General features: G+C 66.1%; 26 protein-coding genes and 1 tRNA gene. 18 read left to right on the forward strand and 9 right to left on the reverse strand.

Features of this window, described 5'->3' with window-relative positions:
• Nucleotides 1–14 precede the first annotated feature (14 nt).
• The 3 genes from guaA (at nt 15) to JOF48_RS11120 (ending at nt 6,473) form a co-directional block, all read left to right on the forward strand.
• Nucleotides 15–1,604 (forward strand): glutamine-hydrolyzing GMP synthase, encoded by a 1,590-nt coding sequence (gene guaA / locus JOF48_RS11110; RefSeq protein ID WP_209680677.1) that lies wholly within the window; start codon nt 15–17, stop codon nt 1,602–1,604.
• Between the two features lie 113 nt (nt 1,605–1,717).
• A complete protein-coding gene (locus JOF48_RS11115) occupies nt 1,718–5,944 on the forward strand; it encodes a DUF4011 domain-containing protein (RefSeq protein ID WP_209680679.1) in 4,227 nt (1,408 codons plus the stop codon).
• 19 nt (nt 5,945–5,963) lie between these two features.
• On the forward strand, nt 5,964–6,473 hold the full coding sequence (locus JOF48_RS11120; RefSeq protein ID WP_209680681.1) for a hypothetical protein: 510 nt from the start codon (nt 5,964–5,966) through the stop codon (nt 6,471–6,473).
• Nucleotides 6,474–6,524: 51 nt separating this feature from the next.
• On the opposite strand, the gene JOF48_RS11125 is transcribed toward JOF48_RS11120, so the two are convergent.
• The 3 genes from JOF48_RS11125 to JOF48_RS11135 form a co-directional block, all read right to left on the reverse strand.
• The gene (locus JOF48_RS11125; RefSeq protein WP_245346494.1) at nt 6,525–7,250 is read right to left on the reverse strand and encodes an RcpC/CpaB family pilus assembly protein; all 726 of its coding nucleotides are present in this window, start codon (nt 7,248–7,250) and stop codon (nt 6,525–6,527) included.
• A 115-nt stretch (nt 7,251–7,365) separates the two neighbouring features.
• Nucleotides 7,366–7,635 (reverse strand): FmdB family zinc ribbon protein, encoded by a 270-nt coding sequence (locus JOF48_RS11130; protein WP_209680683.1) that lies wholly within the window; start codon nt 7,633–7,635, stop codon nt 7,366–7,368.
• A gap of 132 nt (nt 7,636–7,767) precedes the next feature.
• The gene (locus JOF48_RS11135) at nt 7,768–8,472 is read right to left on the reverse strand and encodes a 5-formyltetrahydrofolate cyclo-ligase (RefSeq protein ID WP_209680685.1); all 705 of its coding nucleotides are present in this window, start codon (nt 8,470–8,472) and stop codon (nt 7,768–7,770) included.
• Nucleotides 8,473–8,552: 80 nt separating this feature from the next.
• Here JOF48_RS11135 and galU point away from each other — a divergent pair, with 80 nt between their 5' ends.
• From galU to JOF48_RS11165, 6 genes are all read left to right on the forward strand, one after another.
• Complete coding sequence (gene galU / locus JOF48_RS11140) at nt 8,553–9,455, forward strand: UTP--glucose-1-phosphate uridylyltransferase GalU (protein WP_209680687.1); 903 nt, start codon at nt 8,553–8,555, stop codon at nt 9,453–9,455.
• Nucleotides 9,456–9,459: 4 nt separating this feature from the next.
• Nucleotides 9,460–10,077, forward strand: a complete 618-nt coding sequence (locus tag JOF48_RS11145) for a GNAT family N-acetyltransferase (protein ID WP_209680689.1) — start codon at nt 9,460–9,462, stop codon at nt 10,075–10,077.
• 176 nt (nt 10,078–10,253) lie between these two features.
• Nucleotides 10,254–11,051 (forward strand): hypothetical protein, encoded by a 798-nt coding sequence (locus JOF48_RS11150; protein WP_209680691.1) that lies wholly within the window; start codon nt 10,254–10,256, stop codon nt 11,049–11,051.
• An 84-nt stretch (nt 11,052–11,135) separates the two neighbouring features.
• Entirely contained in the window at nt 11,136–11,912 is a 777-nt protein-coding gene (locus tag JOF48_RS11155) for an NAD(P)H-binding protein (RefSeq protein WP_209680693.1), read from the forward strand.
• 113 nt (nt 11,913–12,025) lie between these two features.
• A complete protein-coding gene (locus tag JOF48_RS11160) occupies nt 12,026–12,256 on the forward strand; it encodes a hexameric tyrosine-coordinated heme protein (RefSeq protein WP_209680694.1) in 231 nt (76 codons plus the stop codon).
• Nucleotides 12,257–12,334: 78 nt separating this feature from the next.
• Nucleotides 12,335–12,407 (forward strand) — tRNA-Ala (locus JOF48_RS11165).
• 347 nt (nt 12,408–12,754) lie between these two features.
• On the opposite strand, the gene JOF48_RS11170 is transcribed toward JOF48_RS11165, so the two are convergent.
• Nucleotides 12,755–13,540, reverse strand: coding sequence for an SDR family NAD(P)-dependent oxidoreductase (locus JOF48_RS11170; protein ID WP_209680696.1), 786 nt, complete (start codon nt 13,538–13,540; stop codon nt 12,755–12,757).
• A gap of 113 nt (nt 13,541–13,653) precedes the next feature.
• On the opposite strand from JOF48_RS11170, the gene JOF48_RS11175 reads away from it, so the two are divergent.
• On the forward strand, nt 13,654–14,304 hold the full coding sequence (locus JOF48_RS11175; protein WP_209680698.1) for a TetR family transcriptional regulator: 651 nt from the start codon (nt 13,654–13,656) through the stop codon (nt 14,302–14,304).
• Here the strand turns inward: JOF48_RS11175 and JOF48_RS11180 are convergent.
• Nucleotides 14,291–15,079 carry a hypothetical protein gene (locus JOF48_RS11180; RefSeq protein WP_209680700.1) on the reverse strand — a complete coding sequence of 263 codons (789 nt, stop codon included), beginning with the start codon at nt 15,077–15,079 and terminating at the stop codon, nt 14,291–14,293. The two genes, JOF48_RS11175 and JOF48_RS11180, sit on opposite strands and share 14 nt — an antisense overlap.
• Before the next feature lie 214 nt (nt 15,080–15,293).
• Between JOF48_RS11180 and JOF48_RS11185 the strand changes: the two genes are divergently transcribed.
• From JOF48_RS11185 to JOF48_RS11215, 7 genes are all read left to right on the forward strand, one after another.
• Nucleotides 15,294–15,746, forward strand: coding sequence for a Fur family transcriptional regulator (locus JOF48_RS11185; protein WP_209680702.1), 453 nt, complete (start codon nt 15,294–15,296; stop codon nt 15,744–15,746).
• A 100-nt stretch (nt 15,747–15,846) separates the two neighbouring features.
• A complete protein-coding gene (locus tag JOF48_RS11190; RefSeq protein ID WP_209680704.1) occupies nt 15,847–16,086 on the forward strand; it encodes a hypothetical protein in 240 nt (79 codons plus the stop codon).
• Nucleotides 16,087–16,164: 78 nt separating this feature from the next.
• Nucleotides 16,165–16,653 (forward strand): hypothetical protein, encoded by a 489-nt coding sequence (locus JOF48_RS11195; RefSeq protein WP_209680706.1) that lies wholly within the window; start codon nt 16,165–16,167, stop codon nt 16,651–16,653.
• A gap of 49 nt (nt 16,654–16,702) precedes the next feature.
• Nucleotides 16,703–17,308: a CueP family metal-binding protein gene (locus tag JOF48_RS11200; protein WP_209680708.1), complete on the forward strand. Its 606-nt coding sequence runs from the start codon at nt 16,703–16,705 to the stop codon at nt 17,306–17,308.
• 44 nt (nt 17,309–17,352) lie between these two features.
• Nucleotides 17,353–17,730, forward strand: coding sequence for a glyoxalase superfamily protein (locus JOF48_RS11205; RefSeq protein WP_209680710.1), 378 nt, complete (start codon nt 17,353–17,355; stop codon nt 17,728–17,730).
• An 85-nt stretch (nt 17,731–17,815) separates the two neighbouring features.
• Entirely contained in the window at nt 17,816–21,289 is a 3,474-nt protein-coding gene (locus tag JOF48_RS11210) for a DEAD/DEAH box helicase (RefSeq protein ID WP_209680712.1), read from the forward strand.
• A 140-nt stretch (nt 21,290–21,429) separates the two neighbouring features.
• The gene (locus JOF48_RS11215) at nt 21,430–21,813 is read left to right on the forward strand and encodes a hypothetical protein (protein ID WP_209680714.1); all 384 of its coding nucleotides are present in this window, start codon (nt 21,430–21,432) and stop codon (nt 21,811–21,813) included.
• Between the two features lie 76 nt (nt 21,814–21,889).
• Here the strand turns inward: JOF48_RS11215 and JOF48_RS11220 are convergent, their stop codons facing one another.
• From JOF48_RS11220 to JOF48_RS11235, 4 genes are all read right to left on the reverse strand, one after another.
• Nucleotides 21,890–23,839, reverse strand: coding sequence for a heavy metal translocating P-type ATPase (locus JOF48_RS11220; RefSeq protein ID WP_209680716.1), 1,950 nt, complete (start codon nt 23,837–23,839; stop codon nt 21,890–21,892).
• Nucleotides 23,840–23,964: 125 nt separating this feature from the next.
• Entirely contained in the window at nt 23,965–24,654 is a 690-nt protein-coding gene (locus JOF48_RS11225; protein ID WP_209680717.1) for a Pr6Pr family membrane protein, read from the reverse strand.
• A 49-nt stretch (nt 24,655–24,703) separates the two neighbouring features.
• On the reverse strand, nt 24,704–25,396 hold the full coding sequence (locus JOF48_RS11230; protein WP_209680720.1) for a Crp/Fnr family transcriptional regulator: 693 nt from the start codon (nt 25,394–25,396) through the stop codon (nt 24,704–24,706).
• 17 nt (nt 25,397–25,413) lie between these two features.
• Nucleotides 25,414–25,638: a heavy-metal-associated domain-containing protein gene (locus JOF48_RS11235; protein WP_209680722.1), complete on the reverse strand. Its 225-nt coding sequence runs from the start codon at nt 25,636–25,638 to the stop codon at nt 25,414–25,416.
• Nucleotides 25,639–25,863: 225 nt separating this feature from the next.
• Between JOF48_RS11235 and JOF48_RS11240 the strand changes: the two genes are divergently transcribed.
• Nucleotides 25,864–26,271: an EVE domain-containing protein gene (locus JOF48_RS11240; RefSeq protein WP_209680725.1), complete on the forward strand. Its 408-nt coding sequence runs from the start codon at nt 25,864–25,866 to the stop codon at nt 26,269–26,271.
• The last annotated feature ends 21 nt before the right edge of the window (nt 26,272–26,292 follow it).

Raw genomic sequence — 26,292 nt, forward strand, 5'->3', positions numbered from 1 at the left:
GTTAAGATTGGTGGGTGACTACTCCCGCTAAGGCCCAGACTTCCCAGAAGCCCGTCCTGGTTGTGGATTACGGTGCCCAGTACGCCCAGTTGATTGCGCGCCGTGTGCGTGAGGCCAATGTGTACTCGGAAATCGTGCCGCATACCTATACAACTGAGCAGTTGCTGGCTAAAAACCCAGCTGCCATCATCCTCTCCGGTGGACCCTCAAGCGTCTACTCCCAGGGTGCGCCCAACGTTGGCGCAGACCTTTTTGAAGCCGGCATTCCGGTCCTCGGCATTTGCTATGGCTTCCAGGCCATGGCAGCAGCCCTGGGCGGAACCGTCGCCGAAACAGGCCAGCGCGAATACGGCGCAACCCAGGTGCAGATCCTGGGCGAAAGCCGTTCCATCCTCGCCTCGACCGGCGCCGAGCAGACCACCTGGATGAGCCACGGCGACGCCGTGCACCAGGCGCCCGAGGGCTTTGACGTCCTGGCCACCTCCGCAGGCGCCCCTGTTGCTGCCTTCGCGAATGAGGAAAAGTGCCTTTTCGGTGTGCAGTGGCACCCCGAGGTCAAGCACTCCGAGTTCGGCCAGCAGGTCTTGGAGAACTTCCTGTTCAACGGCGCCAAGCTGGAAAAGAACTGGACTGCCACCTCCATCCTCGACGAGCAGGTGGAGCTCATCCGCAACCAGATCGGCGATGCCCGGGTTCTGTGCGGGCTCTCCGGCGGTGTTGACTCCGCCGTTGCAGCCGCGCTGGTGCAGCGCGCAGTGGGCGACCAGCTCACCTGCGTGTTCGTCAACCACGGCCTGCTGCGCCAGGACGAAGCCGAGCAGGTGGAGCGCGACTTCGTGGCAGCCACCGGTGCCAAGCTGTACGTTGCCAACGAACAGGACCGATTCCTGAACGCGCTTGCGGGCGTCTCGGACCCGGAAACCAAGCGCAAGATCATCGGCCGCGAATTCATCCGCGCCTTCGAGGAAGCCGAGCGTGCCATCATGGCCGAGGCCGCCCTGGAAGGCGAGGAGATCAAGTTCCTCGTCCAGGGCACCCTGTACCCCGACGTCGTCGAATCCGGCGGCGGCGAAGGCGCAGCCAACATCAAGAGCCACCACAACGTGGGCGGCCTCCCTGAAGACCTGCGCTTCGAGCTCGTCGAGCCGCTGCGCGCGCTGTTCAAGGATGAGGTCCGTGCCGTTGGCGCCGAGCTGGGCCTGCCGGCCGAGATCGTCGGCCGCCAGCCGTTCCCCGGCCCCGGCTTGGGAATCCGCATCGTCGGTGAAATCACCGGTGAGCGCCTGGAACTGCTCCGGAAGGCTGACGCCATTGCCCGCGCCGAGCTGACTGCAGCCGGCCTGGACAACGACGTGTGGCAAATGCCCGTGGTGCTGCTGGCGGACGTCCGCAGCGTTGGTGTCATGGGTGACGGCCGCACTTACGGCCACCCGATCGTGCTGCGTCCGGTCTCCTCCGAGGATGCCATGACCGCCGACTGGTCGCGCCTGCCCTACGATCTCTTGGCGAAGATCTCCAACCGGATCACCAACGAGGTGGAAGGTGTCAACCGCGTGGTCCTGGACGTCACGTCCAAGCCGCCGGGAACCATCGAGTGGGAGTAATCCCGCGCTAGGCACCCTGGGGGACGCCCGCAGCCTGCTATTTCAGGCTTATTTTGGCGTCCCCCAGTGTGCCGAGCAGGCATAAGCAGGCGGAAAACGATAGCCTGAATTGCATGTCAGTATGGTCAAGACCGTTTCGCTTTAGCGCAGAGAAGAAGGCACCCGTGTCCGAAGTTGCAGGTCCCACGGCGAGCTCCGCGGAATTCCAAACCTGGCTTGCTGGACTGGACTCCTTTTCCGGGGCGGACACGGCCCTGGCCTTTGAGAAAACAGCGCACGGCAGCATTGACCTCAGCCACGCCCACCCGTCCGGCCTGGCCCAGCTGCTGGCCGGACGAAAGACCCGCCTGTCGACCCTCATCCGGGAGCCGGAGCACTATGCCGGCGCCAAGCGGGCTGCTGCAGCACTGCGGGCCAAAATTTTTGAACTGAGCACCGACCGCGGCATCGACGTCGGCTACCTTGCCGCCGGCATGGCGCGATGGTCCACCGTGGACGGCGACGGCAGCGGCGACATTTGCGCACCCGTGCTGTTGGCCGCCGTCGCCCTGACCGTCCGGGCTGGCCAGGATGACTACGAACTTCAGCTCATGGAGCAGGCCCAGGTCAACCCGGCACTGGTGAACCACCTGGCCGAACAGCACAATATCCACCTTGACGCCGCCGCCCTGGGCAGGCTGGCCTACAGCACGGCCCGATTCGACCCGGCACCTGTGCTGGAGCGTGTCCGGTCCATGCTCGGGCCGATCTTTAGTGCCAGCGTGGACCATTCACTCGTGGTCTCGACTTTCGCGTTTCTGGCCGACCACCTGGGCGACACCGCACTGCTTGAACGCAGCGAAATGCTGGAGGAACTTCAAGGCCACAGCGGCGATGACGTGCTCCCCGTTGAGCTGGAACCGGAATTCGACCGCTTTGCAGCCTTGGATGAACGCCACCCGCGCGACGAAATCTTCGTCCGCGACGCCGATCCGCAGCAGCAGTACGTCCTTGACCTGATCCGCAGCGGCGAATCCGTGCTGGTGTCCACCCCGCCAGGCACAGGCCAGACGCAGACGGCGATCAACGCCGTCGCGCAATTGGTCCATGACGGCAAGAGCGTCCTGGTGGTCGGGGAACGCCGCGGGACGCTGAATGAATTCGCCCAGATATTTGCCGGCCTCGACCTGGACTCCCTCCTGCTGCAACTGGGCGCCCACACCGGACCCCAGCAGATCAAGTCCCAGCTGATCCGGGCCATCACGCGCAACGAGAAGGCTTCAGAGCCGAAGCTGGACACACTGCATGAAACGCTCGTTGACCACCGGCACCAGCTCGTGGACCACGTAGCCAGCCTGCACAACGTGCGCGAACGGTGGGGCTGCTCGCCCTACCAGGCCATGCAGTCGCTGGCTGAACTGACCTCAATCCATCCGGCACCGTCCACCACGGTCCGGCTCAAGCGCAGCGTCCTGGACAGCATCCGCGACCGCAAGGAGCTCACGGACCGGCTCCAGCGCGCGGCACTGCTCGGCTCGTTCAGCCAAGTGGCGGTCAGCAGCGCCTGGCACGGAGCCCGCATGGTGACCCGCAAGGAAACCGAGGCCGCGTTCGCCCTGGCCGAGGACCTCTATGCACGCGTTCCCGGCTTCGCCGAGAAGATGCGAGACGTCGCAGAATTCGGCCAGATCCGGCAGGGCAACTCATTCGCCGAGTGGGGCCGCCAGCTGGACATGCTTGTGGCCATCCGCGAAAGCCTGGACAAGTTCAACGCCGATGTCTTTGACTGGCCCACGGACGAGATGATCGCCGCCACCGCCACCAACGCCTGGCGCCGCGAGCGGGGCATCGACATGCCGGCCCTGCAGCGTGCCCGCTTCCGCCGCAACGCCAAGGACCTCGTGCGCCCGGGTGTCCACATCGCAGACCTGCACGCCTCCCTGGTGCTGGTCAGCGAACAGAGCGCACAGTGGGCCGGGGCCGCCACAAGCAAGCGCCACCCCACGGTCCCCTCCGGCCTCGCCGAGTTGAGCCGCACTTTTGCGGACCTGCGCAAGAAGCTGCTCTCCCTGGGGGCCGTGCTGGAGCGCACCGTCGACGGAGGCGACCTCCTGAACTTCAACGCCGGCGAGTTGGTTGGCCGGCTTGAAGCACTCGTGGCGTCCAGGGACTCCCTGGAAAACCTGCCCGAGCGCACGCTGCTCCTTGAAGGCATGCAGGAGCAGGGCCTGGGCGAGCTCCTCGACGACTTGGCCCGCCGTGAGGTGCCGGCCGAGCAGACCGGCGCCGAGCTGGAACTGGCATGGTGGCAATCCGCGCTGGAAGCGATGATCAGCGGCGACGAGTACCTGGCCATGTCCGACGGCGACAACCTCCGCCGCTTGGAAGCCGAGTTCCGGCTGGCAGACCAGGCACATGTCGCCTCAGGGCCCGGCCGGATTCGCTGGCGCCTGGCGCAGGAATGGGCCAAGGCCCTGGCCGGGCCGCACCGCCAGGGTGAAATGCTGCGCAACCTCTTGAAGGACGGGCGCGTGTCCATGGGTGCGCTGACCACCCAAACACCCGACCTGCTCCGCAACCTGGCACCGGTCTTTGCCATGAGCCCGCTGGCCGTGCCGTCGGCTGTTCCATCAGGATGGCGGTTTGACGCCGTGGTCGTCCTGGACGCGGAATCAACCTCCCTGCAGTCGGCGCTGCCGTCACTGGCACGCGCGGACCAAGTCATCGCCTTCGGTGACGAGCAGACCGCCTGCCCCAAGAGCTTCTCCGTTGCCGTCGCTGCACCGGGTGAAAACGCGGCCGGGTCCCACCCACTGGAAAGCGTGTTTGGTGCGCTCTCCAGGATACTGCCGCGTCACCGGCTCACCGTTTGCTACCGGGCGGTCGACGAAGACCTCGTGCGCCAGCTCAGCAGCGGCTTCTACGACTCGCAGCTGGAACGCCTGCCGGACGGGCGCGTCCTGACCGGCCTGGAACGCTCACTGACCGTCGACTACCTCCCGGATGGCAAGGGCCTGCCGGGCATGGGCGACGGCGGTGTGGAATCCGTGGTGGCCGAGGTCAACCGGGTCGTCGACCTGGTGTTCGAACACGCCCGGGTGCGCCCGCGCGAATCGCTGGCCATCATCACTGCCAGCGACCGCCACGCGGTGCGGGTCGCCCAGGCGATCAGGCTTCAGATGGCCAACCACCCGCTGCTCAACGACTTCTTTGCCAGTGGCCCGGAATCATTCCGGGTGGTTACGGTGGACCGCGCCGCAGGCCTGGTCCGGGACAGGGTGATCTTTTCCCTGGGCTATGGCCGCACGCCGCACGGGCGGGCCCTGCACGGCCTCGGCCCGCTTTCGGAACCGGACGGCCGTTCCAAGTTTGCCCTGGCCATGACCCGGGCGCGGACGCACATCCACGTCATCACCTGCTTCCGTCCTGAGGACCTTGACGCAAGCCGCCTCAGCCATGGTGCCGTTGACTTCTTTGAACTGCTGGACCGTGAACTGTCCGGCAACTCCCTGCTGGGCACACCCGCCACAAGGGCCGTCGACACCGAACGCGAAACCGGCGAGGACCCCCTCGTGGCCGATTTGGCCGACAGGCTCGGTGCCCGCGGCGCCCGTGTGTGGCACCACTACGACGGTGCGCTCGACCTTGCCGCCGCACCGGATCCGCTCCGGATGCTGGGGCGGGACGACCACGAAATTCCGGCGCCCGTTGCGGTGGAGTCCGACGGCACCGCCAGGTACCAGCAAATGAGCGTGCGCGAACGCAGCCGCCTGCGCCCGCAAATGCTCGAACGTCTCGGCTGGCGCTACGTCCCGCTGTGGACGATTGAGGTCTTCACGGACCCGTCCAGCTGTGCCGACCAGATCGGCCGCTATTTGGGCGTTGCGCCGTCCTCCGGCGACTTCCATTCCCTGATGGGCCAGCCCCTGGACGAGTCAATGACCGCGGTCATTGATTCGCCCCGTGCACGACGCCGGTCCACGGCTTCTGCTGCCCCGGCAGCCGGCGCCGTGGAAGAGCCCGTCAACACCGTTGCGGCGGACGCTGGGGAGCCGGCGCCCGCAGCACAAGAGCCTGCAGCGATGGTCCAGGATGAGGCCGACGGTTCCGGGCATATCCCCGGAAGCCCGGATGGCGCAGCCGCGGACGGCGCAGCCAGTGAGGAAAGCGAAACTGCCATGAGTGAACCCCGGAAACCACAAAACACCGAAACCTCGGACCTGCCGGAACCGGCTGCCAAGGAATCACCCGTGCTGCCCAAGGTAGCCCCGCACGATGCAGACCACACCTGGGGCGATATGCCCTCGGACCGCGGCCACGATGAGTGGCTGCGCGAGAACAAACCCCCGCACTGGGGCTAAACACTTAAAAGGACGTTTCATGGCCACTCCGCCAAAGATCCCCGGGCTGGGAGCCTTCGTCGACAAGAACGCCGGCACGCCCAGGCCGCCGGCGCCCCGGCCGGTTGCCGCGGCGGCGTGGCTCATGGTGCTTGGTGCCTTCGCCCAGCTGCTGGCATCGGTATTTGCCGTTGTGTATGCGGCCTCGCCCGAGCGCCTGGAGAAGATCCAGGCCAGCCTCGACACCATGACCGGCACGGTGCCCAGCCTCGAAGCCGCTCGAAACACCGGCATCATCACGGTTGTGTTCGCCGGCATCGGAACCATCTGCGCCTACCTGTTGTTTGCTTGGTTCCTCCGCAAGGGCCGGTCCTGGGCGCGGGTTGCCGTCGGTGTCCTGGTGGCGCTGACGTGTGTGCAACTGGTGGGCATCTCCTTCCCCCTTGGCATCACGACGGTTGCGCAACTGGTGTTGGGTGCAGTGGCTTTGGCCTTGTGCTACCTGCCCGTGTCCAGCAGGTACTTTGCCCAGGTCAAGGCCGGGCACTGAGCGCAGCACCGGACCGCCGGAAACCAGGCCGCACGTCCGGTCCGTGCCTGGTCAATTGAGCAGGATCAGGAACACTTTTCCGCGGCTGATGGCACCGGCCAGCTTGACTGCCTGCTCGGCTGTGGCCGCCACCACAAGGATTCCTTCGTTTTCCTGAGCCGGCAGCAGCCCCGTGCTTTGCGCCAGCGCGGGTGTCCACAATACGGGCACGCTTTCGGCGAGGACCTCATTGGTGGTGGGCCCGTCCAGTCCGATGCTGGAACTGAGCACCACTGTGACCAGCTGACCCTGCCGCAGCAGTCCCAGAGTCGAGGGGTCGCTGAGCCGGAGCGGAACGGCCTGGCTCCCTGGCGCGGCACCAATCAGCAACCCGCTCCCCAGCAGCGACGCATCGGTCACCACCTCCCCGCGCCGGAGCGGGCCGGAAACCTGGCGCCCTGCCCACGGAGAATCCGGGCGCAGTGCCCCGTCGGGCACCATGCCGGGGCTGACATGGGAGGCGACCAGGTTGCCGTCGGAAAGTGCATGTCCGGCGGGAAGGTCGCGGGAGGCCACCATGACTGCGGTGGTGGGTGGCTTTGTCGGGGTCAGCTGCTGGACGGCGATCGCGGCGGCCAAACACAGCAGCAGGGCCGCAAGCAGGCGCCGGTGGCGTGCCATCCAGCGAAGCAGCCTGTGCAGGGCCGAGGTGGGCGGCGGTCCGCCAGGCCAGTCATTGGAGCGCCATGCGGGCCCGGTGTAGACGGGCGGACCGGTGGCAGTAGTTTGGGTCTTCATGCGCCCACGGTATGGCTGCGGCGCGCAGGGCAAAAGAGGCACTCGGCGGATTGGGGAGAAAGCCGTCCCCGGCCGTGCCTGTGGAGGAATGAATGCAGGAAAAGCGGCCCTCGGGCTACTTCGCGGCGCCTGCAGGGGCCGGGGCGGGTGCCGGAGTGGAGGGTGCAGCTGCGGCGGGGGCGGAGGCCGCGGGCACGGAGCTGGAGCTTGATCGTGAATCGGTGCGGTAGAAGCCCGAACCCTTGAACACCACGCCAACTGAATTGAACTTCTTGCGCAGCGCGCCGCCGCATTCGGGGCAGACGGTCAGCGAGTTGTCGCTGAACGACTGCTGAATGTCGAAGGCGTGGCCGCAATCCTTGCAGGCGTAAGCGTAAGTGGGCACTGGGTTTCCTCCTGGATACATGCGTGGGGGCCGTGCGACCGCACCAAAACTTGGCAGCCCATGGCCCCGAGTGCCAATTCTAGCACCGGCTTGTAAAACGCCCGCTGGTGCCCGTGCATTCCCGCGGCAGCCTCAGCCGCCCAGCCGGCGCACCCCGGACGGTGACAGTGCCCACGAAACCGGCATGTCGAACGTGTCCCTGGGCAGCATTCCGGCTGACAGAATTTCATTGGAATGCACGACGGCGGCGACCGTCACCCGTGTGCCGGGGGACGCCGTCGACCCGGCCAGGCCGGCCAGAAACCTGTCGTAGTAGCCGCCGCCCTGGCCCATCCTTGTCCCGGATTCGTCCACGGCCAGGGCGGGGACCAGGACGGCCGGAACAGGGCCCAATTCCGGGAAGGGGCGCCGCACGCCCACCGGTTCCATGACGGGGGCCAGTGCACTGCGGACCATGGCAACTCCGGGGAACCAGCGGACCCAGCTGAGGGCAAAGCCGGGCTCGCACACGGGCACATGGACCAGGTGGCCGGCAGCGGCCAGCGCTGAAAGCAGCTCATCCGTGGAGGGCTCGGTGCCCGTGGAAATATAGGCGCACACCTGCAGCCGTGCCGCGGGCGGACCGGTCCCGGGGAATGCCCCGCTGGACAGGCCGCCGAGCGGGGCAGCATCCGCAGGAGGTCCACCGGCCGGGGCTGCAGCGGCCGCCAGCGACTCCACCCAGTCCAGCCCCACCCGGGCCAGTCCCGTGCCCGCGGCCGCCCGGGACGCCGCATCCGCAGCGGCCCGGGCGGCGCGCAGGCGGGCCCGCCATGCAGTTTTCGGGGGTGTGCTCACGGCATCCTTTGGCAGGGAAGTGGTCATTGTTACGACAACATTATCCGTGCTTTGTCCATAGGGTCGGTTACCCTTGGGGCATGACTTCTGCAAAGCATGTACGTAAGGCGGTAATCCCTGCGGCCGGTTTGGGGACCCGTTTCCTGCCCGCCACGAAGGCGATGCCCAAAGAAATGCTGCCCGTCGTTGACAAGCCTGCCATCCAGTATGTGGTGCAGGAAGCCGTCAGCGCCGGACTTACCGACGTTCTGATGATCACGGGCCGCAACAAGCGCGCCCTGGAGGACCACTTTGACCGTGTCCCCGTGACCGAGCAGCTGCTCGAGGCCAAGGGCGACACCGACCGGCTGGCCGCCATCCAGCACGCCACCGACATCGGTGACATCCATTACGTCCGCCAGGGCGACCCCAAGGGCCTGGGCCACGCCGTGCTGCGCGCCAAGACCCACGTGGGGGACGAGCCTTTCGCCGTCCTGCTCGGTGACGACCTGATCGACGAGCGCGATCCGCTGCTGACCACCATGATCGAAGTGCAGGAGCGGACCGGCGGTTCCGTGATTGCCCTGATCGAGGTGCCGCAGGACAAGATTTCAGCCTACGGCTGTGCCGACATGACCGTTATCGAGGGCGAGGACTATGTCCGCGTCAACCACCTGGTGGAGAAGCCCGCGGTGGAGGATGCGCCGTCGAACCTGGCCGTCATTGGCCGCTACGTGCTGCACCCGGCTGTGTTTGACGTCCTGGAAAACACCCCTCCGGGCCGCGGCGATGAAATCCAGCTGACCGACGCCCTGCAGACCCTGGCCACCATGGAAGGCGAAGGCGGCGGCGTGTACGGCGTGGTGTTCTCCGGCCGTCGCTACGACACCGGCGACAAGCTCAGCTACCTCAAGGCCGTGGTGACGCTGGCCTGCGAAAACGAGGAACTGGGCGAAGACCTGCGCGCATGGCTGGGCGAATACACCGCCGCCGCCAAGGTCTAGCTTCGTGTGGGGGCAGGCCATCTGGCCGGTGACATTGGAATGCGGTGACCTGGTCCTGCGCCCCATCAAGCTTCGCGACCAAGCGGAGTGGACGCGGGTGCGTACCCGCAACGCGGCATGGCTGGCGCCATGGGAGGCCAGCAACCCCGTGGACCAGGGCCAGCTGCCGACCTTCGGCGGCATGGTCCGGGTCCTGAACCGGCAGGCACGCGAAGCCAGCGCGCTGCCGTTCATCATCACCGAACGGATACCGGGCCAGGCAAAGCCCGCCATTGTGGGCCAGCTGACGGTCTCCTCCATCATGTGGGGCTCGGCCATGTCCGCAACCCTGGGCTACTGGGTGGACCAGGACAGGGCCGGGCGCGGCATCGCCCCCACCGCCGTGGCCATGGCCACGGACCATTGCTTCCGCCAGCTGGGGCTGCACCGGATGGAAATCAATATCCGCCCTGAAAACAACGCAAGCCTGCGCGTGGTGGAAAAGCTGGGCTTCCGCGACGAGGGGCTGCGCCCGCGCTACCTGCACATCAACGGCCAGTGGGCAGACCACCGCAGTTTCGCCCTGACAACGGAGGAAGTCCCGGAGGGAATCCTGGCGCGCTGGCTGGCCCGGCGGGGATGAAAACAGCTCAAGGTGCCGACTCCGCCGTCGGAGATAGTAAAAATGATGGTTTTTCTTCGCTCCAAGGGCGACACACCGCAAAAAATGCCGGAAGCAACATGTTTCCCCTCTAGGGTTGAAATGTGGCTGGATAAGCGCAACCAGTCCACCCCATCCAGCAATTGCAGGAGACGTCAATGGAAAGCAGCACTTCCGACGCCCACACCCACGTGGAGCCGGGACCTTCAAGCGTCGTGCCCCCACGGCAGCCGCTGAAAATTCGCTGGGGCCGGACGGCCATCGCCCTTGTGGGCCTTCTTGCGCTCCTGACCGCCGGAATCTCCGGTGCGCTGAGCGTCATCTCCATCGGTTCCTCCACGCTGCCACTGCTAACCCTGGGCACCTTTGCCCTGGTCATTGTCCTGCTGCGAGTCCTGGCCATGCGTGATGCGGCCATCCGCCGCGCCGCCCGCCTCGAAGCCCGCACGACGGCGGAGCAGGCTTCCAGCCACGCCTCGCCTGCCCCTGTGGAACAAAAGGAGACGGCGCTTTTTGACGGCGCCGAGGGCGCCGAACCGGCACCGGCACCCAAGCCGCTGACAGCAGAAGAGCTGCGTGCCGCCGCCATGCGCGTTGCTGCAAAGGGTGCCGCAGATGCCAAGCTGGCGGACACCCAGACGCTCGCCGAGACCTGGGACCCCGTTGAGGTTCCCGTGCCGGGCTACGTCAAGGCCGCCAAGGCGCTGACCCTGGACAAGCCGCTGAACCTGCCTGCCGCACCGAAGTCCGCGGGCACCTCCATCAAGGCCGACCTGGCCGGTGTAGGTGCCGGAGACGGAGTGGCCGCCGTGCCGGACCTGCAGGAAGTCCCGGCGTCCGCCGGAGCCACGGCTGCAGCTGTGAAGGCGGGGCCGGGCAAGGCGCCTGCCGCCGAGCAGCGCGGCACCTACGCACTGAACAACCTGGACGACGTCCTCCAGCGCCGCCGCGCGTAGCTTCTTCCTTCCCCTTCTTCGCCACGGCAGCCGGGTCCCATGCCACCGCTGCCGCCCCATGTTTTCAGGCGTACTGTGGAAAACATGACGACCATTGCAGTTGCTGGAGGAACGGGGCTGGCCGGAAGGGCCGTCGTGGCGGAGGCTGTGGCAGCCGGCCAAGCAGTGCGTTCCCTGAGCCGCCACCTGCCTGCCGAAGCGCACCGCGTGGCCGGGGCTGAATACATGCGTGCCGACTTCCGCACCGGTGCCGGGGTGGCTGCCGCGCTGGCGGGCGTGGATGCCCTGGTTGAAACCATGGATGCCCGTTCCGGGCCCGGGCTGCGTGCGCTGCCGGTCATGTCGGTCGCCGCCCTTGGTGCTGCCGCGCGGGCAGGCGTGGGGCGCTGTGTCCTGCTGACCATTGTCCGGGCGGGGGAGTGCACCATGGGCTATTACCAGGCGCAGGCCGCCCGTGCACTCAGCTACGAGAAGTCCGCCCTGCCAACTTCCGTTGTGTACGCCACCCAGTTCCACAACCTGGTGGCAGGAATATTCTCCGCAGGCGCCAAGGCCGGGCTCATCCCCGTCTTCAATGGGGTGTACTTCCAGACCATTTCGACGGCGGACGTCGCGGCGGTGCTACTGGCCGAGGCGCTGCGGGGGAGTGCGGCCAAGAAGAGCGTGTTTGCCGGCGGGCCCGCCGTGCAGGGCATGCGAGAGATGGCGGAAACCTGGCAGGCCGCCACCGGGAGCAGGGCATTGGTGGCTCCCCTGCCGCTGCCGGGATCCTTCGGTGCCTTCCTACGGGCCGGCAAAAACCTGGTGCCGGACCACGCCGTGGGCGTGACATCGTTTGAAAGCTGGCTCGGGAAGCACTGAGCGTCGGCCCCGCGGCCATCCGGAGTCACGCAAGGTATTTTCACGGTTTAAACCGAATAAATGTAGTAGCCTGAAATTTCAGACACGTGCAGCACCTATGGAGGCAGAAGACCATGGAACTCATCCCCGGCGGAACCCTGATCACGGCAACCCCTGAGGAGGGGCGGGCCTTGGCCGTCCTGATGGCACGCAAGAGCATCGGCAACATGCAGCCCGATACCGAGGTGCGGAAGGCGCTGCGCCCGGAGTACGCCAACAACGCCGATTCGCTCACCGCGGCCGCACATGTTGTGGCCGTGGAGTTCGCCACGGTGGCTGCCGCCAACGGGTACTGGCGCAAGTAGCACAAGTCATTTTGCGCCGGAGCCCGTTCCGGGTTTAGTGTGGAAATTGTCGAGTTCGGCAGATCCCGGAGCCGGCATGGGGCTATGGCGCAGTTGGTAGCGCGCCTCGTTCGCATCGAGGAGGTCAGGAGTTCGAATCTCCTTAGCTCCACCCCATGGAAAGCCGCTCTGACTAGGCGTTATGCCGGTCGGAGGGGCTTTTTCGTGCCTCAATCTTGGGGTCAAAACGGGTGGCGTACCGCAAACGTACCGCAACCCACTCCATGGGAACTCGAAAAGAGTTCCCCTATAGCCTTCCAAGGGGAGCATGCTGCGAACCACGTTCGAATCCGGCACTGAACCCTCCCCGCGCCGATGCCTGCCCGTGACGTGCTTGATATGCACTTGGTTCAAGAGGTCAGGGGCTCGAATCTCCTTGGCTCACTTCAAAAGGACAGTCCGGACCAGCCTCGAATGCGAGGCAGGCACGGACTGTCTGCGCAGTGTTCAGGCGGCGCGTTAGAAGTGGGTGCCGCCGTCGATCCGGACTTCGGTCCCGGTGACAAAGGCGCCGTCGTCGCTGGCGAGCATGGCCACCACACCCGCCACGGCCTCGGGGCCGGCGAAGCCCTGGCCGAGTGCAGGCTGGAGCTTCATGAACAGCATCATGTCGGCATCCTCTGGCAGGCCCGGCCCCTGGCTCTGCTTGCTCTCGCCGCTGCCGTCGGTCATGCCCGATGAAATCGAGCCGGGCTGAACGGCATTGAATCGGATGCCCTGCTTGGCGTATTCAGCCGCGAGGGCGTGCGTCATCGACTGCACCCCGCCCTTGCTCGCGGCATAGGCCGCCATGTAGGGGTGAGCGAACATGGCTGACGTCGAACTGAAATTCACGACGGCGGAACCGTTGCCTTCCAGCAGCGCCGGGATGGATTCGCGGATCATCAGGAACGTGCCCACCAGGTTCACGTTGATGACCTGCTGGAACTGCTCAAGTGTCGTTTCATGGGTGTGCGACGAGCGCAGGATCCCGGCAGCATTGACCAGCACATCAAGCCCGCCGAGAGTTTCGACGGCGGTCGCGACCCCTGCGCGCACGGATGCCTCGTCGGCGATGTTCACCACAACGGTGGACAGCCGGTCAGAGGCGGAGCCGGCCTTCGCCAGCGTGTCGGCGAGTCCGGCTTCGCTGACATCGGCGGCCACAACGGAGCCGCCCTCGGAAAGCATTCGAAGCACCGTTGCCTGGCCAATTCCTGAGCCTCCGCCGGTAACAACGGCGCGGCGTCCTGTATAGCGATTCATGTCTGACTGCCCTTCTTTCGAGAACGTAGTCTTATGCACGATACGTCATAGTGGCATATTGTGCCATCAATGCATGACGTGCAAAGCTGTCGTTGGCCGCGTAGGCTCTTCCCATGAGACCAATTCCCCCGAGCCTCACCGAGCGACGCAAGACTGTGACCCAGTTGGAAATTGCGCGCGCAGCAGCGCGCCTCTTCTCCGAGCGCGGGGCGGCCGCGGTGACTGCGGAGGAAATTGCCCGGGAGGCCGGGATCGCGGTGCGCACCTTCTATAGGTACTTCCGCACGAAGGAAGAAGCGGTTTCGCCGCTGCTCACCGTGGGTGCCGGCCACTGGCGCGCCATCATTGCCGCCTCGGATCCGCGGGAGTCCCCGCTGGATGCGATCGAACGCACCGTCGTGGAAGTGCTTACCCCGCACAATGAGGCTGATGTTGAAGGCCTGCAGTGGACGCTCGGGCTGCTGCGTGCCATGGCGGACGACCCTGCGCTGCAACTCGTCTGGCACCGCGTGAACGGCAACTCGGAATCCCTGCTCCGCGAGGTCGTTGCCAGGCTTGCCGGCCCCACGGCTGACGCCTTCGCGGTGCGCCTCGTCGCGGCCGCGGCCACGGACGCCATGCGGGTTGCCTTGGAAACGTGTGCTGCGGCCGATGGCCAGCTGACCGGAGCTGGCGCCCCTGCCGCACTGGCGGCCCGTGCACTGCGAGAACTCACCCAAGGCATCAGCCTCAACCCGCAGGACGGGGACGTCAGCGAGGGGTAACGGTAGGGGGCACCCCGGATTCGTCCGGCGCGGGCGAATTGCGCGCGGCGGCGACCCCTGGCCGCCGGGCCGCCCGGGCTGCGACCAGGAGCGAGATTCCGGCCGCGGCCGTGGTGGAAGCCATGACCGTCTCCGTCCATGGTGTCGTGTCATGTGAGATGTAGCCAGCGGCGAATGGTGCGATCAGAAAGGCCGCCACCAGGTAGCCGGGCACTGTCGAGCCCAGCAGGAAAACGCAGGCAGCCGCGACGGCAGGCGCCCTGGCCAGCCAGCGCACGCCAAGAACCAGCAGTCCGGCAAGAGGCATCCAGGTGATTGCGCCGAAGTGCTGCAGCGGAGAAGCTGTGTCTGTGGAAGCCGACATGAGAGCATGGGTGCCGATGAACCCGAACGAGGCCGTCACGAGCGCCGCAGCAGCGATCTCCACGCCAAGTGCGCGTCCGCCGGACGGGGCCGCAGGCATGAGGAGCATCGCCGCAGCCATAAGCGCCACGCCCAGCGCCTGGGCCAGGGTTCCGGCGCCAAAGGCCTGCGCCGCCCAGCCCACGTTCTGCCAAGGATCAAGGGGGAAGAAATAGTCGTACAGGTGGTCCTCGCCCCGGAATTCCTCGTGCGGGCCCGCGCCCCTGAAAACCACCCACCGCTGCAGGGAAGCCGCAAGCTGAAGCGCGGCGCTCACCAGGAACAGGGCGGCGGCTCCGGCCATGGACAGGACTGAAAGCGTCCGCAAGTGCGCCGTTCGCGCATGAACACTGGAACCTTCTTTGGCCGCCATGGCCCCACCTTAGCAATGGTGCCGTTCGACAAACAGGGTTGCGGGGCGATGCGGAGCGGGGTGCGTTGAGCCGGCCGTGCACGGGCAGGCTCCTGCGGGCGCCGCAGGCGGGCGGCGCGCATGGCAGCGGAAGCCACGGGGGGTGTGCGCAGATGAAAGGTGACGTCGGCTACAGTTGTTTTGAGTAACTCAAAACAACTGTTAGAATGGAGGCATGGCAAGGGATGCGCAGCAGGAACTTTTGGCGAGCCGGCTCAAGCAGGCCGGGCTGAAAGTGACGGCACCGCGCATTGCGGTCCTTGCCGCACTTGCCGGTCCCGGGCACCACGCGGCGGAAGCCGTTTACTCGGCCGCCGCCACGAAACTGCCAAAGACTTCCCTGCAGGCTGTCTATGGCGTGCTGGCAGCCCTGGTTGACGCCGGCCTGGCCCGCAAGATCGAGCCGGCAGGATCCCCGGCACTGTACGAAGCCAGGGTGGGGGACAACCACCACCACCGCATCTGCCTCAACTGCCACGCGGTGGAAGACGTGGACTGCGTCATCGGCGAAAGCCCATGCCTGACGCCGTCCAACATGGACGGATTCACCGTCCAGGTCGCCGAGGTCACCTTCTGGGGCCTTTGCGCCAACTGCCAGGCCGCCCAGGCCGCAGCAGCCACCGCCTAGGCTGCCCACCCGCCATCGACGGCACGCACAAACTTCGCCGTCGCAGCCACCCATTGTGGCGCGCTGAACCGCGCCGCCGCACCGAACTTGAGGAGACGCCTTGATCAACAACGCCCTGAACCGCGTCCGCTTTTTCCAGAACAACGACCCGAACGGGGGCGGCACACAGCCCGTCCGCGGCGGAAGCTACGTGACCACCAACGCCCCGGGCCCGCGCCGTGAAGGTTCCTACGTGACCACCACGGCAACCCGGGACGCACTGCCCGGAAGCTATGTGACCACCTCCGCCCGCCCCACCGGCCCGCTCGGCAGCTACGTCCTCAGCGCCCAGCGCATGTAATATCGGGGCGGCCTTGTGCCGGGCATCACCCGGCACAAATTCTGCCGGCCGCGTGCGCGTCAGTAGACTGGGGGCACCATGCGCGCCCACGATTCCATCCACAGTGGGAGCCGGTTTCGGACCGGCTCCCACTTTGTGCTGGCCGTGCTCCTCACCGTCCTGGTGATGCTGGGGATGCTGGCCATGTCCGGCATTTCGGCCGGCAGTGCCGCTGCCATGCAAAGTCCGACGGCGTCCGGCCCCGCCATGCAGGGGGACGCCGGCACGGCACCGGGCGCCAATCCGCAGCAGGCCGGCAGCGCTTCGGTGCGGACCGCCACCGCGGCCGGGCATGCCATGGAGCACCCGCCGGCACCCGCCGCAGTGCCGTGCGCCAACTGTTCCACCGATGAACTCTCGATGGCCGCAAACTGCGGAGCCGCCGTCGTGCCCGGACCGCTGCTGCAGCCAACGGACCGCACGCCCGGCACCGCCCGGCCGGTGCGGGCCGGGCCGCAGGCGTTGGCAGGGGAATGTGTGCCGGTGCCGCGGCCGTCACTGACGCTGCTGTGCATCAATCGCTGCTGAGGGGGCCGTTTTGCGCCGCCACATCATCGACTGAAGCAGAAAGCACACCATGAACACCACATTTTCCCGCCGTTCCCTCTTCGCCGCAGCCGGCGCCACCATCCTGTTCGCCGCGGGCTGCTCCGCGAAAACTCCCGGCAGCGGCAGCTCCGCCCCGGCGGGCTCCGCAAACCCGGATCTCATCGCGGAGCTCGGCTTCGCGGGCATGGACGCCAAGGAGATCATCACCGAACTGGACGCGCTGCCGCTGGAGCAGCGGCCGGCCGGGATCATGGCCTCCATCCGCCCCGACGAGCTGGTCCTGATGGACGCCGCCAAGCGGGAGGCCGCCGTGCCCATGCCCGCCGACGAGTTCTACGTGTCCGTGGCACCGTACGTTGCCCAGACGCACGAGTGCCATTTTCACAGCCTGACCACCTGCGTCGGCGAACAGCGGAACAAGGAAATGTCCGTCACCGTCAAGGACAATGCAACGGGGAAAGCCGTCCTGGAGGAAAAGCGGAGCACGTTCGACAACGGCTTCATGGGGCTGTGGCTGCCGCGCGGCATCGACGCCACTTTGACCATTGGGTTTGACGGCAAGAGCGCCACCCAGGCGCTCTCGACCAAGGCCGGCGACGACGCAACCTGCGTAACCACGGCCCAATTGACGTAGCAAAAACCCTGTTCGCGCCGTCCGCGGCGGCGTAGCGTTGGCCCATGGACTGGAAACTGGAACTCATATTCGTGCCCGTCTCCGACGTGGACCGGGCCAAGGACTTCTATGTGAACAAGGTTGGCTTCAACGCCGATTACGACGAGCGACCCGGCGGCGGCATCCGCTTCGTGCAGCTGACGCCGCCGGGATCCGCCTGCTCCATCTGCATTGGCGAGGGAATCAACGACGCCCCTCCCGGCACCGCGCCGAGCCTGCAGATAGTGGTGGCCGACATCCAGGCCGCCCACAAGCAGCTCGCGGACAACGGTGTGGAGGTCAGCGATGTTGACGTCCAGGCGTGGGGCAACTTTGTGTACTTCGCCGATCCGGACGGCAACAAGTGGGCCCTGCAATCCATGGCCAGCCGGCCCAACGGCTGATTCAGCCGAAGGCATCCGGCGGCCCGACAATCACCGCCATGCCTGCCGGTCTTCGGTGTCCATGCATGGCGATAGCGTTAAGGACATGGATCTTTCCCTCATCCCCCATGTCGATTACACGGAGCTGCGTGTTCTGGTTGGTGCCCAGGCCATGCACCGCGGCCTGGAGTATGAACGCCAGGAACGGGTCAGGCGGGTCCGCTGGGACGAAGGGGAAATGCGCCTTGATGCTGCGGTGGACGGCAGCCGGGGTAGTGCCTATGCAACATATGTGTATTTCCGCGAGGACAACAGCGGCATCCACATTGAATCCACCGACTGCAGCTGCCCTGTCGGATGGGACTGCAAGCATGTCGCCGCCCTGGTTCTGTACACCAACCGCCTGTTGGAAGACGGGCCCGGAAAGAAGACGATCCCCTTCGGCCAGGCCGCCCCTGCGAAAGCCGTTGCGCCCGCCAAGCCGGAGGCTCCCGGAACTGCCGTGTGGGAAAGGCAGCTGGGAATCCTCCTGAACCCCGGCGCCGAACCCGCCCCGCCCCAGTGGGGCGCAGCTGCTGCGGCACCGACGGGCCGCACGCCCATGGCGCTGCAGTTTGAACTCGTTGAAGAGGTGGAAAAGGACTACTGGGGCAGGGAGAAGGAGCACGTGCCGGCCATTGTGCGGCTGGGTGTCCGTCCGGTCACGCTGGGCACGTCGGGCAAGTGGACAGTTGGCAACCTCTCGTGGAACAACTTGTACCGCCTTGACTACGACCTCAGCCTGAACCCCGCCCACCGGGAATGGATCCGGGTTTTCCATTCGCTGCACCAGGCCTCCCACTCCGCCCGCAACAACGGCAAATGGATTTTCCTTGACGGGTTTAATTCCCCGCTGCTCTGGCACCACCTGGACCAGGCGGAGGGCATCGGACTGGATTTTGTGACCTCACGCAAGAACTCCAGCATGAGCCGCGAGGGTGCGGTCCATGTTGGTACGGACATCGTTTCCATGCCCGACGGCGGCATCCGCCTGGTTGTGCTGGCCACGGCACAGGGCGGCTCCGCACTGGACCACGCCCGCATTGGCACCTTGGGGTCACCGCCCCACGGCCTGTACTGGTGGGATGCCGGTGACAAGAAGGATGCGCCACTGAACCAGCGGGCATTGCACATCGCCCCGCTTGACGGCGCCATGGGGGAATCCCTGGCAATGCTGGTCGCGTCCCGGATCGCCGTGGACATTCCGGCTCCCGACAGGGACCGTTTCGTGGAAAGCTACTACCCCAAGCTGCGCAGTACCATGGACGTCCGCCCCGGCAGCGACGTCGCGGGGCTGCCGGAGATCCTGGACCCGGTGCTCGTGCTGGCAGTGACCCACAGGGAGGCAGGGCCGGCAGCCAAGGCGGGCCGCGGGAAGACCGGCGGCTACAAGACAAAGTCCGGCAGTGCGCCGTCGTTGGAGCTGCACTGGCACTGGGAATACACGGTGGGGGAGACGGTCACGCCCCACCCGCTCACCGCAGGGTCCGGCAACCGCGATGCAGTGTTCGAGGGCAGGCTGCTGTTGTCCGTGGCAGCGGCGCTCACCGACTTCCCCGAAGCCACCCGGGACCCGTTCCCGCATGCACCCACGCTTCACCCCGGCAGCAACGAGCCCGTCCACCTAAAGACTGTGGCCGCCGCCCGCTTCAGCACCGGCGCGCTGCCCATCCTTGCCGGACTGGAACATGTGCGCGTGGATGCCGCCGGAACGGCCCCGGACTACACGGAACTGACCGGCACACCGCAGATCGGCATCAGCACCCACGGGACGGACGACGGCGACTGGTTCGACCTGGGCGTCTCCGTTTCCCTGGACGGAACCGACATCCCGTTCGGGGAGCTGTTCCTGGCACTGGCCACGGACGAAGAGCACCTGATGCTGCCCAACGGCCACTGGTTTGCCCTGGACCAGCCCGAATTCCAGCAGCTGCGGCGCCTGATCGAGGAGGCGCGAAGCCTGCAGGAACCGGGGGAGTCGCTGACCATCAGCCGCTACCAGGCCGGGCTGTGGGAGGAACTGAAGGAGCTCTCCACCAGCGTCGAGGAAGCCGCCGCCTGGGAGAAATCGGTCAGCGGGCTCCTGGAACTGCAGGAAGTGGCCGCCGTTCCCGTGCCGCAGACGCTTCATGCAGAGCTGCGCCCCTACCAGCAGGAGGGCTTCAACTGGCTGGCCTTCCTCTACACCAACGGGCTCGGCGGGGTGCTGGCTGACGACATGGGCCTGGGCAAGACGCTGCAAACCCTCGCCTTGATCGCCCATTCTCGGGAAACGGACAATGCTGGCACAGGCGAGAACCTCAAACCCTTCCTCGTCGTGGCGCCCACCTCGGTGGTCTCCAACTGGGAAGCCGAGGCCCGACGCTTTGCCCCCAGCCTGAAAACCACCGCCGTCACCGACACCCTGCGCCGCAGCGGCGGTGACGCCGCCTCCCTGGCGGAAGGGGCCGACGTCGTGATCACCTCCTATGCACTCTTCCGCCTGGACAACGAGGCCTACGCGAGCCAGGAATGGGCCGGGCTGATCCTGGACGAGGCCCAGTTCGTGAAGAACCACCTCACCAAGGCCAGCCAGATGGCGCGCGCGTTTCCGGCGACGTTCAAGCTGGCCATCACGGGCACGCCCATGGAAAACAACCTGATGGAGCTGTGGTCGCTGTTTGCGGTGGCAGCGCCGGGGCTGTTTCCCTCGCCCACCAACTTTGCCGATTACTACCGCAAGCCGGTGGAGAAGGACGGCGACGGCGAGCGGCTCAAGCAGCTGCGCCGTCGGATCCGGCCGTTGATCATGCGGCGCACCAAGGATGCTGTGGCGAAGGAGCTGCCGCCCAAGCAGGAACAGGTCCTGGAGCTGGAACTGGCGCCGCGGCACCGCACCATCTACCAGCGTCACCTGCAGCACGAGCGGCAAAAGGTGATGGGGCTTCTGGGCGACATGGACAAGAACCGCTTCGCCATCTTCAAGTCGCTCACCACGCTGCGGATGCTCAGCCTGGACGCGTCGCTGGTGGACGTGAAGTACGCGAGCACGCCGTCCAGCAAGCTCGATGTGCTGTTTGAGCAGCTCGAGGATGTGGTGGCGGAGGGGCACCGGGCACTGATTTTCAGCCAGTTCACCTCGTTCCTGGGCAAGGCGCGCGAGCGGCTGGACGCGGCCGGGATCGAGTACGCCTACCTCGACGGCAAGACGACCAAGCGCGGGGCGGTCATTGACAAGTTCAAGAACGGGCAGGCACCCGTGTTCCTGATCAGCCTGAAATCCGGCGGCTTCGGCCTGAACCTTACCGAGGCCGACTATTGCTTCCTGCTGGACCCCTGGTGGAACCCGGCCACCGAGAACCAGGCCGTGGACCGCACCCACCGGATCGGCCAGACGAAGAACGTCATGGTGTACCGGCTGGTTGCCAAGGACACCATCGAGGAGAAGGTCATGGCGCTGAAGGAAAAGAAGGCGAAGCTGTTCACCTCCGTCATGGACGACGACGCGATGTTCTCAGCCGCCATCACCGCTGACGACGTCCGCGGCCTGTTCGACGCCTGATCCGTGGCGATGCCGCCAAGGCGGGGCGACGCCGGGCGGGGACCTTTAAGGAAACTTTCATCCAGCTGCCTACCGTTTGAATGGGTGGGGTGGTTGCTCCGACGCCCGTCGAGTCCTCTGGGGGAATGATGAAGAAACTGATGAAGTCAATGACAGCCGTGGCCTTCGCGGCGCTGCTTGCAGCCGGGGCTGCCGGTTGCAGCGGCACCGCGGATCCGGCGCCGGCCGGCGGCAATGGAGTTCCGGCAGGTTCGGAGAAGCAGGATGCCCCGGACAAGGCTGCAGGCAGTGGCGACATTGAGAAGGACGCCCTGGTCCAGGGGATCAACGTCGCCATGGATGCGGACGCGCGGTGGGAAGGTGACACCCTGCATGTGAAGCTGAAGGTGGACCAGGGCGAGAACGGCCTCCGTGCCTTCACCAACTGCATGGTGACGGACCAGCTGTTGCAGGTCACCCAGACGGCGGTCCTGGAATTCACTGACGGCACCGTGGCCTGCGTTGACGTCCTGCCGGCTGACTAGCCCCCCAACGCCATTGCTGCGACATGATCGGGAAGGAACCCGCCATTGCTGCGACAGCGTCCGGAGTGGTTGACGACTAGGGCCGGCTGTCAAGGGCGGCTTCGCGCCCGGGCACCGCAACCGCATCCGCCGTGGGCCCAGCCTCCGGGGTGGCACCCGCATCCGCCGTGGGGGCTGGCGCCCGCTTGTCGCGGTAGCGGACCAGGCGGACGGCGTTGATGATGACCACCAGGACACTGATCTCATGCACCAACATGCCGGTTGCCATGAACACCTTCTGCGCCAGTACTCCGGCCAGAAGCAGCACAACCGTTCCCAGAGCGATCCACGTGTTTTGCACCATGTTCCGCACAGTGGCCTTGGCCAGCGAGTACGCATGCACCAGCTGGTCAAAGCGGTTGCCCATCAGGATCACGTCCGCCGTCTGGATGGACACGTCCGTGCCGGCGCCCATGGCCAGGCCAACATCCGCCGTGGCGATCGCGGGGGCGTCGTTGATGCCGTCGCCCACCATGGCCACGCGGTGCCCGGCATCCTTGAGTTCCTGGACAATGCGGACCTTGTCGGCCGGCAGCAGTTCCGCACGGAACTCGTCCAGGCCGAGCTCGGCAGCGACCAGGGCCGCGGTGTGGCGGTTGTCGCCCGTGAGCATGTAGAACTTCTTGATGCCGCGGCGGCGCATGGCGGCAATGGCGTCCCTGGCCTCCGGACGGATCTTGTCTGCGATCGAGATGACGCCAGCCAGCTGGCCGTCCACCACGGAGAACACCGCGGTGTTGCCGAGCCGTTCACGTTCCACGGCATGTGCCTCGGCCGCGGCCGGCAGCTCCACGCCCATCTCGCCCAGGACCCGGCGTGAGCCAACGGCCACGGTGTGGCCGTCAATCTGGCCGCGGATGCCGCCGCCCTTGATGACTTCGACATCGGTGGGCGGGGTGAGGACTTCAAGGCCGCGCTCGCGGGCCTCATCCACAATGGTGCGTCCGAGCGGGTGTTCGGAAGCAAGCTCAAGGCGGGCCGCAAGCAACAGGACGGTCCCGGCGTCGTGCGTTCCAAGCGGGAAAACCTCGGTGACCTCGGGGCGGCCCACTGTGAGCGTGCCCGTCTTGTCGAAGACCATGGCGTCGATCTTGGAGAAGCGTTCCAGGGCGTCGCCGCCCTTGACCAGGACGCCGTGGCGGGCGCCGTTGCCCAGGCCAGCAACCATGGAGACCGGGGTGGAGATGACGAGTGCGCCGGGGCAGGCGATGACAAGGAACGTCAGCGCGAACTCAATGTTTCGGCTGAAGATCAGCACAATCACGGCCAGGACCACGATGGACGGCGTGTAGATCTGCGCGAAGCGGTCAAGGAAACGCTGGGCCCTCGTCTTGGATTCCTGGGCCTCCTCGACGAGCTCGATGATTTGCGCGAAGGTGGTGTCATCGCCCACCTGCTCGGCGGTCATGGAGATGAAGCCGTTGTCCACGATGGTGCCGCCGTAGACCCTGTCGCCCACCTTCTTTGAGGCGGGGACGGGCTCGCCGGTAATGGTGGCCTCGTTGACCAGGGCCCTGCCGGAGGTGATGGTGCCGTCCACCGGGATCTGGCCGCCGGACTGGATCACCACGTGGTCGCCCTCGATGACGTCGTCCACGCCGACGGTGACGGCCACGCCGTCGCGCATCACCTGCGCCTCCTGCGGCGCCATGTCCACGAGCTCCCGCAGCGAGCGGCGCGTCTTCTCCAGGGTGCGGGCCTCAAGCCAGGCGCCGAAGACGAACAGGAAGGAGACCACTGCGGCCTCGACGTATTCGCCAATGATCAGCGCGCCGACGACGGCGATGCTCACCAGCAGGTCGATGCTGAACGCCCTGTGGCGCAGCGCCTGGAATGCGCGGATGGCGGTGGGGACGCCGGCGGTGACGGCCGAGACGACCAAGAGTCCGGCACGGATTTCCGGCAGGCCGAAGAGATGGAACGCCAGTGCGGCGATCAGCATGATGCCGGTCGCGGCGGCGATCCGGGCTTTGGTCCTGCCAGTCATGATGCTCCTTGAATTCCGCGGCAGGGGTTCCCCGCCGGTGTCCTCCAAGGATCGCCCGGATCCGCTGCGTGTGCCTTGACCGGGGTCAATTCAGCGAAACAGGGCACACAGCAGGGCGTTGGCGGTCAGCGGGCCAACGTGGCCTCGGCATGTTTGCTGCCAGTCTTCCGGGCAAGGACCTTGTCCAGAAAGAGATAGAGGGAACCCACGGCAAGGAGCAGAAAGACTATGCCGGCGCCATTGACCGCCACTGTGGCGAACCCCAACTTTGAGATGTTCACAAAGGGATACGGGTAGAAGCCGGTGACCGCGCCCTGGACCACGGTGAGCACTATGTACGCGGCCGGCCACACGGCGGCGAGCAGGAGCGCCTGCCACGTGACCCGCGGGCGCGGCCCGAACAGGAGCCAGCCCAGGATGGCCAGGATGGGAGCCACGTAATGCAGCCCGATGTTGGACAGCGCTGCCACTCCGGTGAAGGCCGCCAGTGGCGCGAGGATCACGTGGTAGATGGCCAAGGTGACGGTGATGCCAAACATCGATCCAATGCGCAGCACACGCCAAAATGCGCCGTCGCGGTCAGGCCGGATGACAAGTGTTGCCGCGGCAATGCCGACAAGCACGTTTGATTGCACCGTGAAGTAGCTGAAGAACTCGATGATGCGCTGCCCGAGCGGCGCATTGGAGGGGCCAAAGCCAATGTTGACGTTCCCGATGACCAGGAGAAACTGGGTGCCCACCGACAGCGCGACGACCAGCACGGTGCCGGCATGCCAGAATTGGGCGAGGGTGTGCCTTGGGATGCTGCGGATCATGGGGCCAGCCTATCCGGCGGCTATTCCCTGAAGCCAACCGCAACGGCGGCTATAGCCGATGCAGCGCGGGCACATCCACCAGCTCAATGGTGCGGCGCGGGTGCTGGCGGATCATCCCGGCGTCCTCGAACTGGGTCAACTTTCGGCTGAGCGTCTCCGGCGTGAGCCCCAGAAAGGATGCGACATCCTTCTTGGCGATGGGCAGCGGGAATTTCGCCGTGGGGTGTTCGTCCGCCAGCTCCAGCAGGTAGGCGGCCAGCCGGTGGTCGGCATCCTCCCCGGCCAAGGCGCTCAGCTGCCGTTCGGTGCTTTCCAGCCGGCTGCTCAGGGTCTCCAGCATCTTGTATGTGACGCTGGGGTAGCGCAGGAGGTAGTCGCGGAGGTCGTCGTGGTGCAGCGCGCAGATCTCAGCCGTCTCAAGCGTGGTGGCAAAGTGGTCCTTGGGTGCGCCGCTTATGAAGCTCATGTCGCCAAGGAAGTCGCCCTCGCCCAGCACCCGGATCAACTGCTCATGCCCGGACTCGGTGATCCGGAAAATCTTCACCTGCCCGCTGTGGATGATCATCAGGAACGGGTTGTTCTCGCCCGCCCCATACAGCTGCTCGTTTCGAACATGGCGCCGCAGCCGCACCCGCCCGGCAATTTCCTGGAGTTCCTCCGGCGCGAGCCCGGCAAAAATGGGGACGCGCCCCACCAGAACCTCCAGTGGAGCGTGCCCATGGACTGCAGATTTGTGTGCCATGTCCCTTAGTCAACCAGCTATGCCGCAACCTTGTGCCGCAGCACCGGGTAGCCCAGGCCGGTGATGGCCTTGGCGATCGCCTCGGCGGTGACCAGTCCGTCGTCGAACGTCACCTTGACCTTGCCGGAGTTGAACAAGACCTTGGTTTCCGCAACGCCGTCCATCTTGCCCACGACGCCCTCGATCTTGGTGATGCACGACGGGCAGGTGAACGGTTCGGTCTCAAATTTTGCTGTGCGCATGGTGTGCCTTTCCTTGGGGTTGTTAAGTCTCCACTTCATCAAGTTCCGCGCACTCCCGCCTTGACGTGGGTCAAGTGTGGAAACTTCTTTGGTGAAGCACGACGGCGGCACGCAACTGGCGCTGTGGCGCCGGCCCGCGCTGTGGCCTGCAAGGGGACGGCCGTGGCAGCACTTTCCGCGATGCCGGCTGAACTGGCACAATCGAAGCGAGGAAAGGAGGGGCCAATGGGTGCCTGGTTGGGAGTGGTGTCCGCTGAGCACGTGCGGCGGGCGGTTGGCCTCGGGATTGGGCAGATCGGCCACGGCAAGCGCGTGGGCCTGGCTCGCATGCACGCCGGCGACACCTTGATCTACTACTCGCCCGTTGATCGGATGGGGGACAAGGTTCCGCTGCAGCAGTTCACGGCCATTGGGACCATTGCCGACGATGAGATTTGGCAGGCCGACGAGGGCGATTTCAAGCCCTTCCGCCGCCGCGTCAACTACCTTCCTGCAACACCGGTTGGCCTGGCAGATGTCCGCGGCCGGCTCCTCCTCACTGCCGGGCCCAACTGGGGCTACCGGCTCCGGCTCGGCCACATCCCCCTGGACGCGCAGGATGTGGCGGTCCTGCGGGAAGCCATGACCGGATGACACACCAGCCTAAACTCATCC

The sequence above is a fragment of the Arthrobacter stackebrandtii genome, assembly GCF_017876675.1.
GTDB lineage: Bacteria > Actinomycetota > Actinomycetes > Actinomycetales > Micrococcaceae > Specibacter > Specibacter stackebrandtii.

Bases quoted from the DNA above. Each gene is read 5' to 3' on its own strand.
- JOF48_RS11160 (WP_209680694.1), top strand. From the start codon at position 12,026: ATGGAACTCATCCCCGGCGGAACCCTGATCACGGCAACCCCTGAGGAG.
- JOF48_RS11210 (WP_209680712.1), top strand. From the start codon at position 17,816: ATGGATCTTTCCCTCATCCCCCATGTCGATTACACGGAGCTGCGTGTT.
- JOF48_RS11120 (WP_209680681.1), top strand. From the start codon at position 5,964: ATGGCCACTCCGCCAAAGATCCCCGGGCTGGGAGCCTTCGTCGACAAG.
- galU (WP_209680687.1), top strand. From the start codon at position 8,553: ATGACTTCTGCAAAGCATGTACGTAAGGCGGTAATCCCTGCGGCCGGT.
- JOF48_RS11220 (WP_209680716.1), bottom strand. From the start codon at position 23,839: ATGACTGGCAGGACCAAAGCCCGGATCGCCGCCGCGACCGGCATCATG.
- JOF48_RS11205 (WP_209680710.1), top strand. From the start codon at position 17,353: ATGGACTGGAAACTGGAACTCATATTCGTGCCCGTCTCCGACGTGGAC.
- JOF48_RS11195 (WP_209680706.1), top strand. From the start codon at position 16,165: ATGCGCGCCCACGATTCCATCCACAGTGGGAGCCGGTTTCGGACCGGC.
- JOF48_RS11185 (WP_209680702.1), top strand. From the start codon at position 15,294: ATGGCAAGGGATGCGCAGCAGGAACTTTTGGCGAGCCGGCTCAAGCAG.
- JOF48_RS11230 (WP_209680720.1), bottom strand. From the start codon at position 25,396: ATGGCACACAAATCTGCAGTCCATGGGCACGCTCCACTGGAGGTTCTG.
- JOF48_RS11155 (WP_209680693.1), top strand. From the start codon at position 11,136: ATGACGACCATTGCAGTTGCTGGAGGAACGGGGCTGGCCGGAAGGGCC.
- JOF48_RS11215 (WP_209680714.1), top strand. From the start codon at position 21,430: ATGAAGTCAATGACAGCCGTGGCCTTCGCGGCGCTGCTTGCAGCCGGG.
- JOF48_RS11170 (WP_209680696.1), bottom strand. From the start codon at position 13,540: ATGAATCGCTATACAGGACGCCGCGCCGTTGTTACCGGCGGAGGCTCA.
- JOF48_RS11125 (WP_245346494.1), bottom strand. From the start codon at position 7,250: ATGAAGACCCAAACTACTGCCACCGGTCCGCCCGTCTACACCGGGCCC.
- JOF48_RS11175 (WP_209680698.1), top strand. From the start codon at position 13,654: ATGAGACCAATTCCCCCGAGCCTCACCGAGCGACGCAAGACTGTGACC.
- JOF48_RS11240 (WP_209680725.1), top strand. From the start codon at position 25,864: ATGGGTGCCTGGTTGGGAGTGGTGTCCGCTGAGCACGTGCGGCGGGCG.
- JOF48_RS11225 (WP_209680717.1), bottom strand. From the start codon at position 24,654: ATGATCCGCAGCATCCCAAGGCACACCCTCGCCCAATTCTGGCATGCC.
- JOF48_RS11235 (WP_209680722.1), bottom strand. From the start codon at position 25,638: ATGCGCACAGCAAAATTTGAGACCGAACCGTTCACCTGCCCGTCGTGC.
- JOF48_RS11200 (WP_209680708.1), top strand. From the start codon at position 16,703: ATGAACACCACATTTTCCCGCCGTTCCCTCTTCGCCGCAGCCGGCGCC.
- JOF48_RS11180 (WP_209680700.1), bottom strand. From the start codon at position 15,079: ATGGCGGCCAAAGAAGGTTCCAGTGTTCATGCGCGAACGGCGCACTTG.
- JOF48_RS11115 (WP_209680679.1), top strand. From the start codon at position 1,718: ATGTCAGTATGGTCAAGACCGTTTCGCTTTAGCGCAGAGAAGAAGGCA.
- JOF48_RS11150 (WP_209680691.1), top strand. From the start codon at position 10,254: ATGGAAAGCAGCACTTCCGACGCCCACACCCACGTGGAGCCGGGACCT.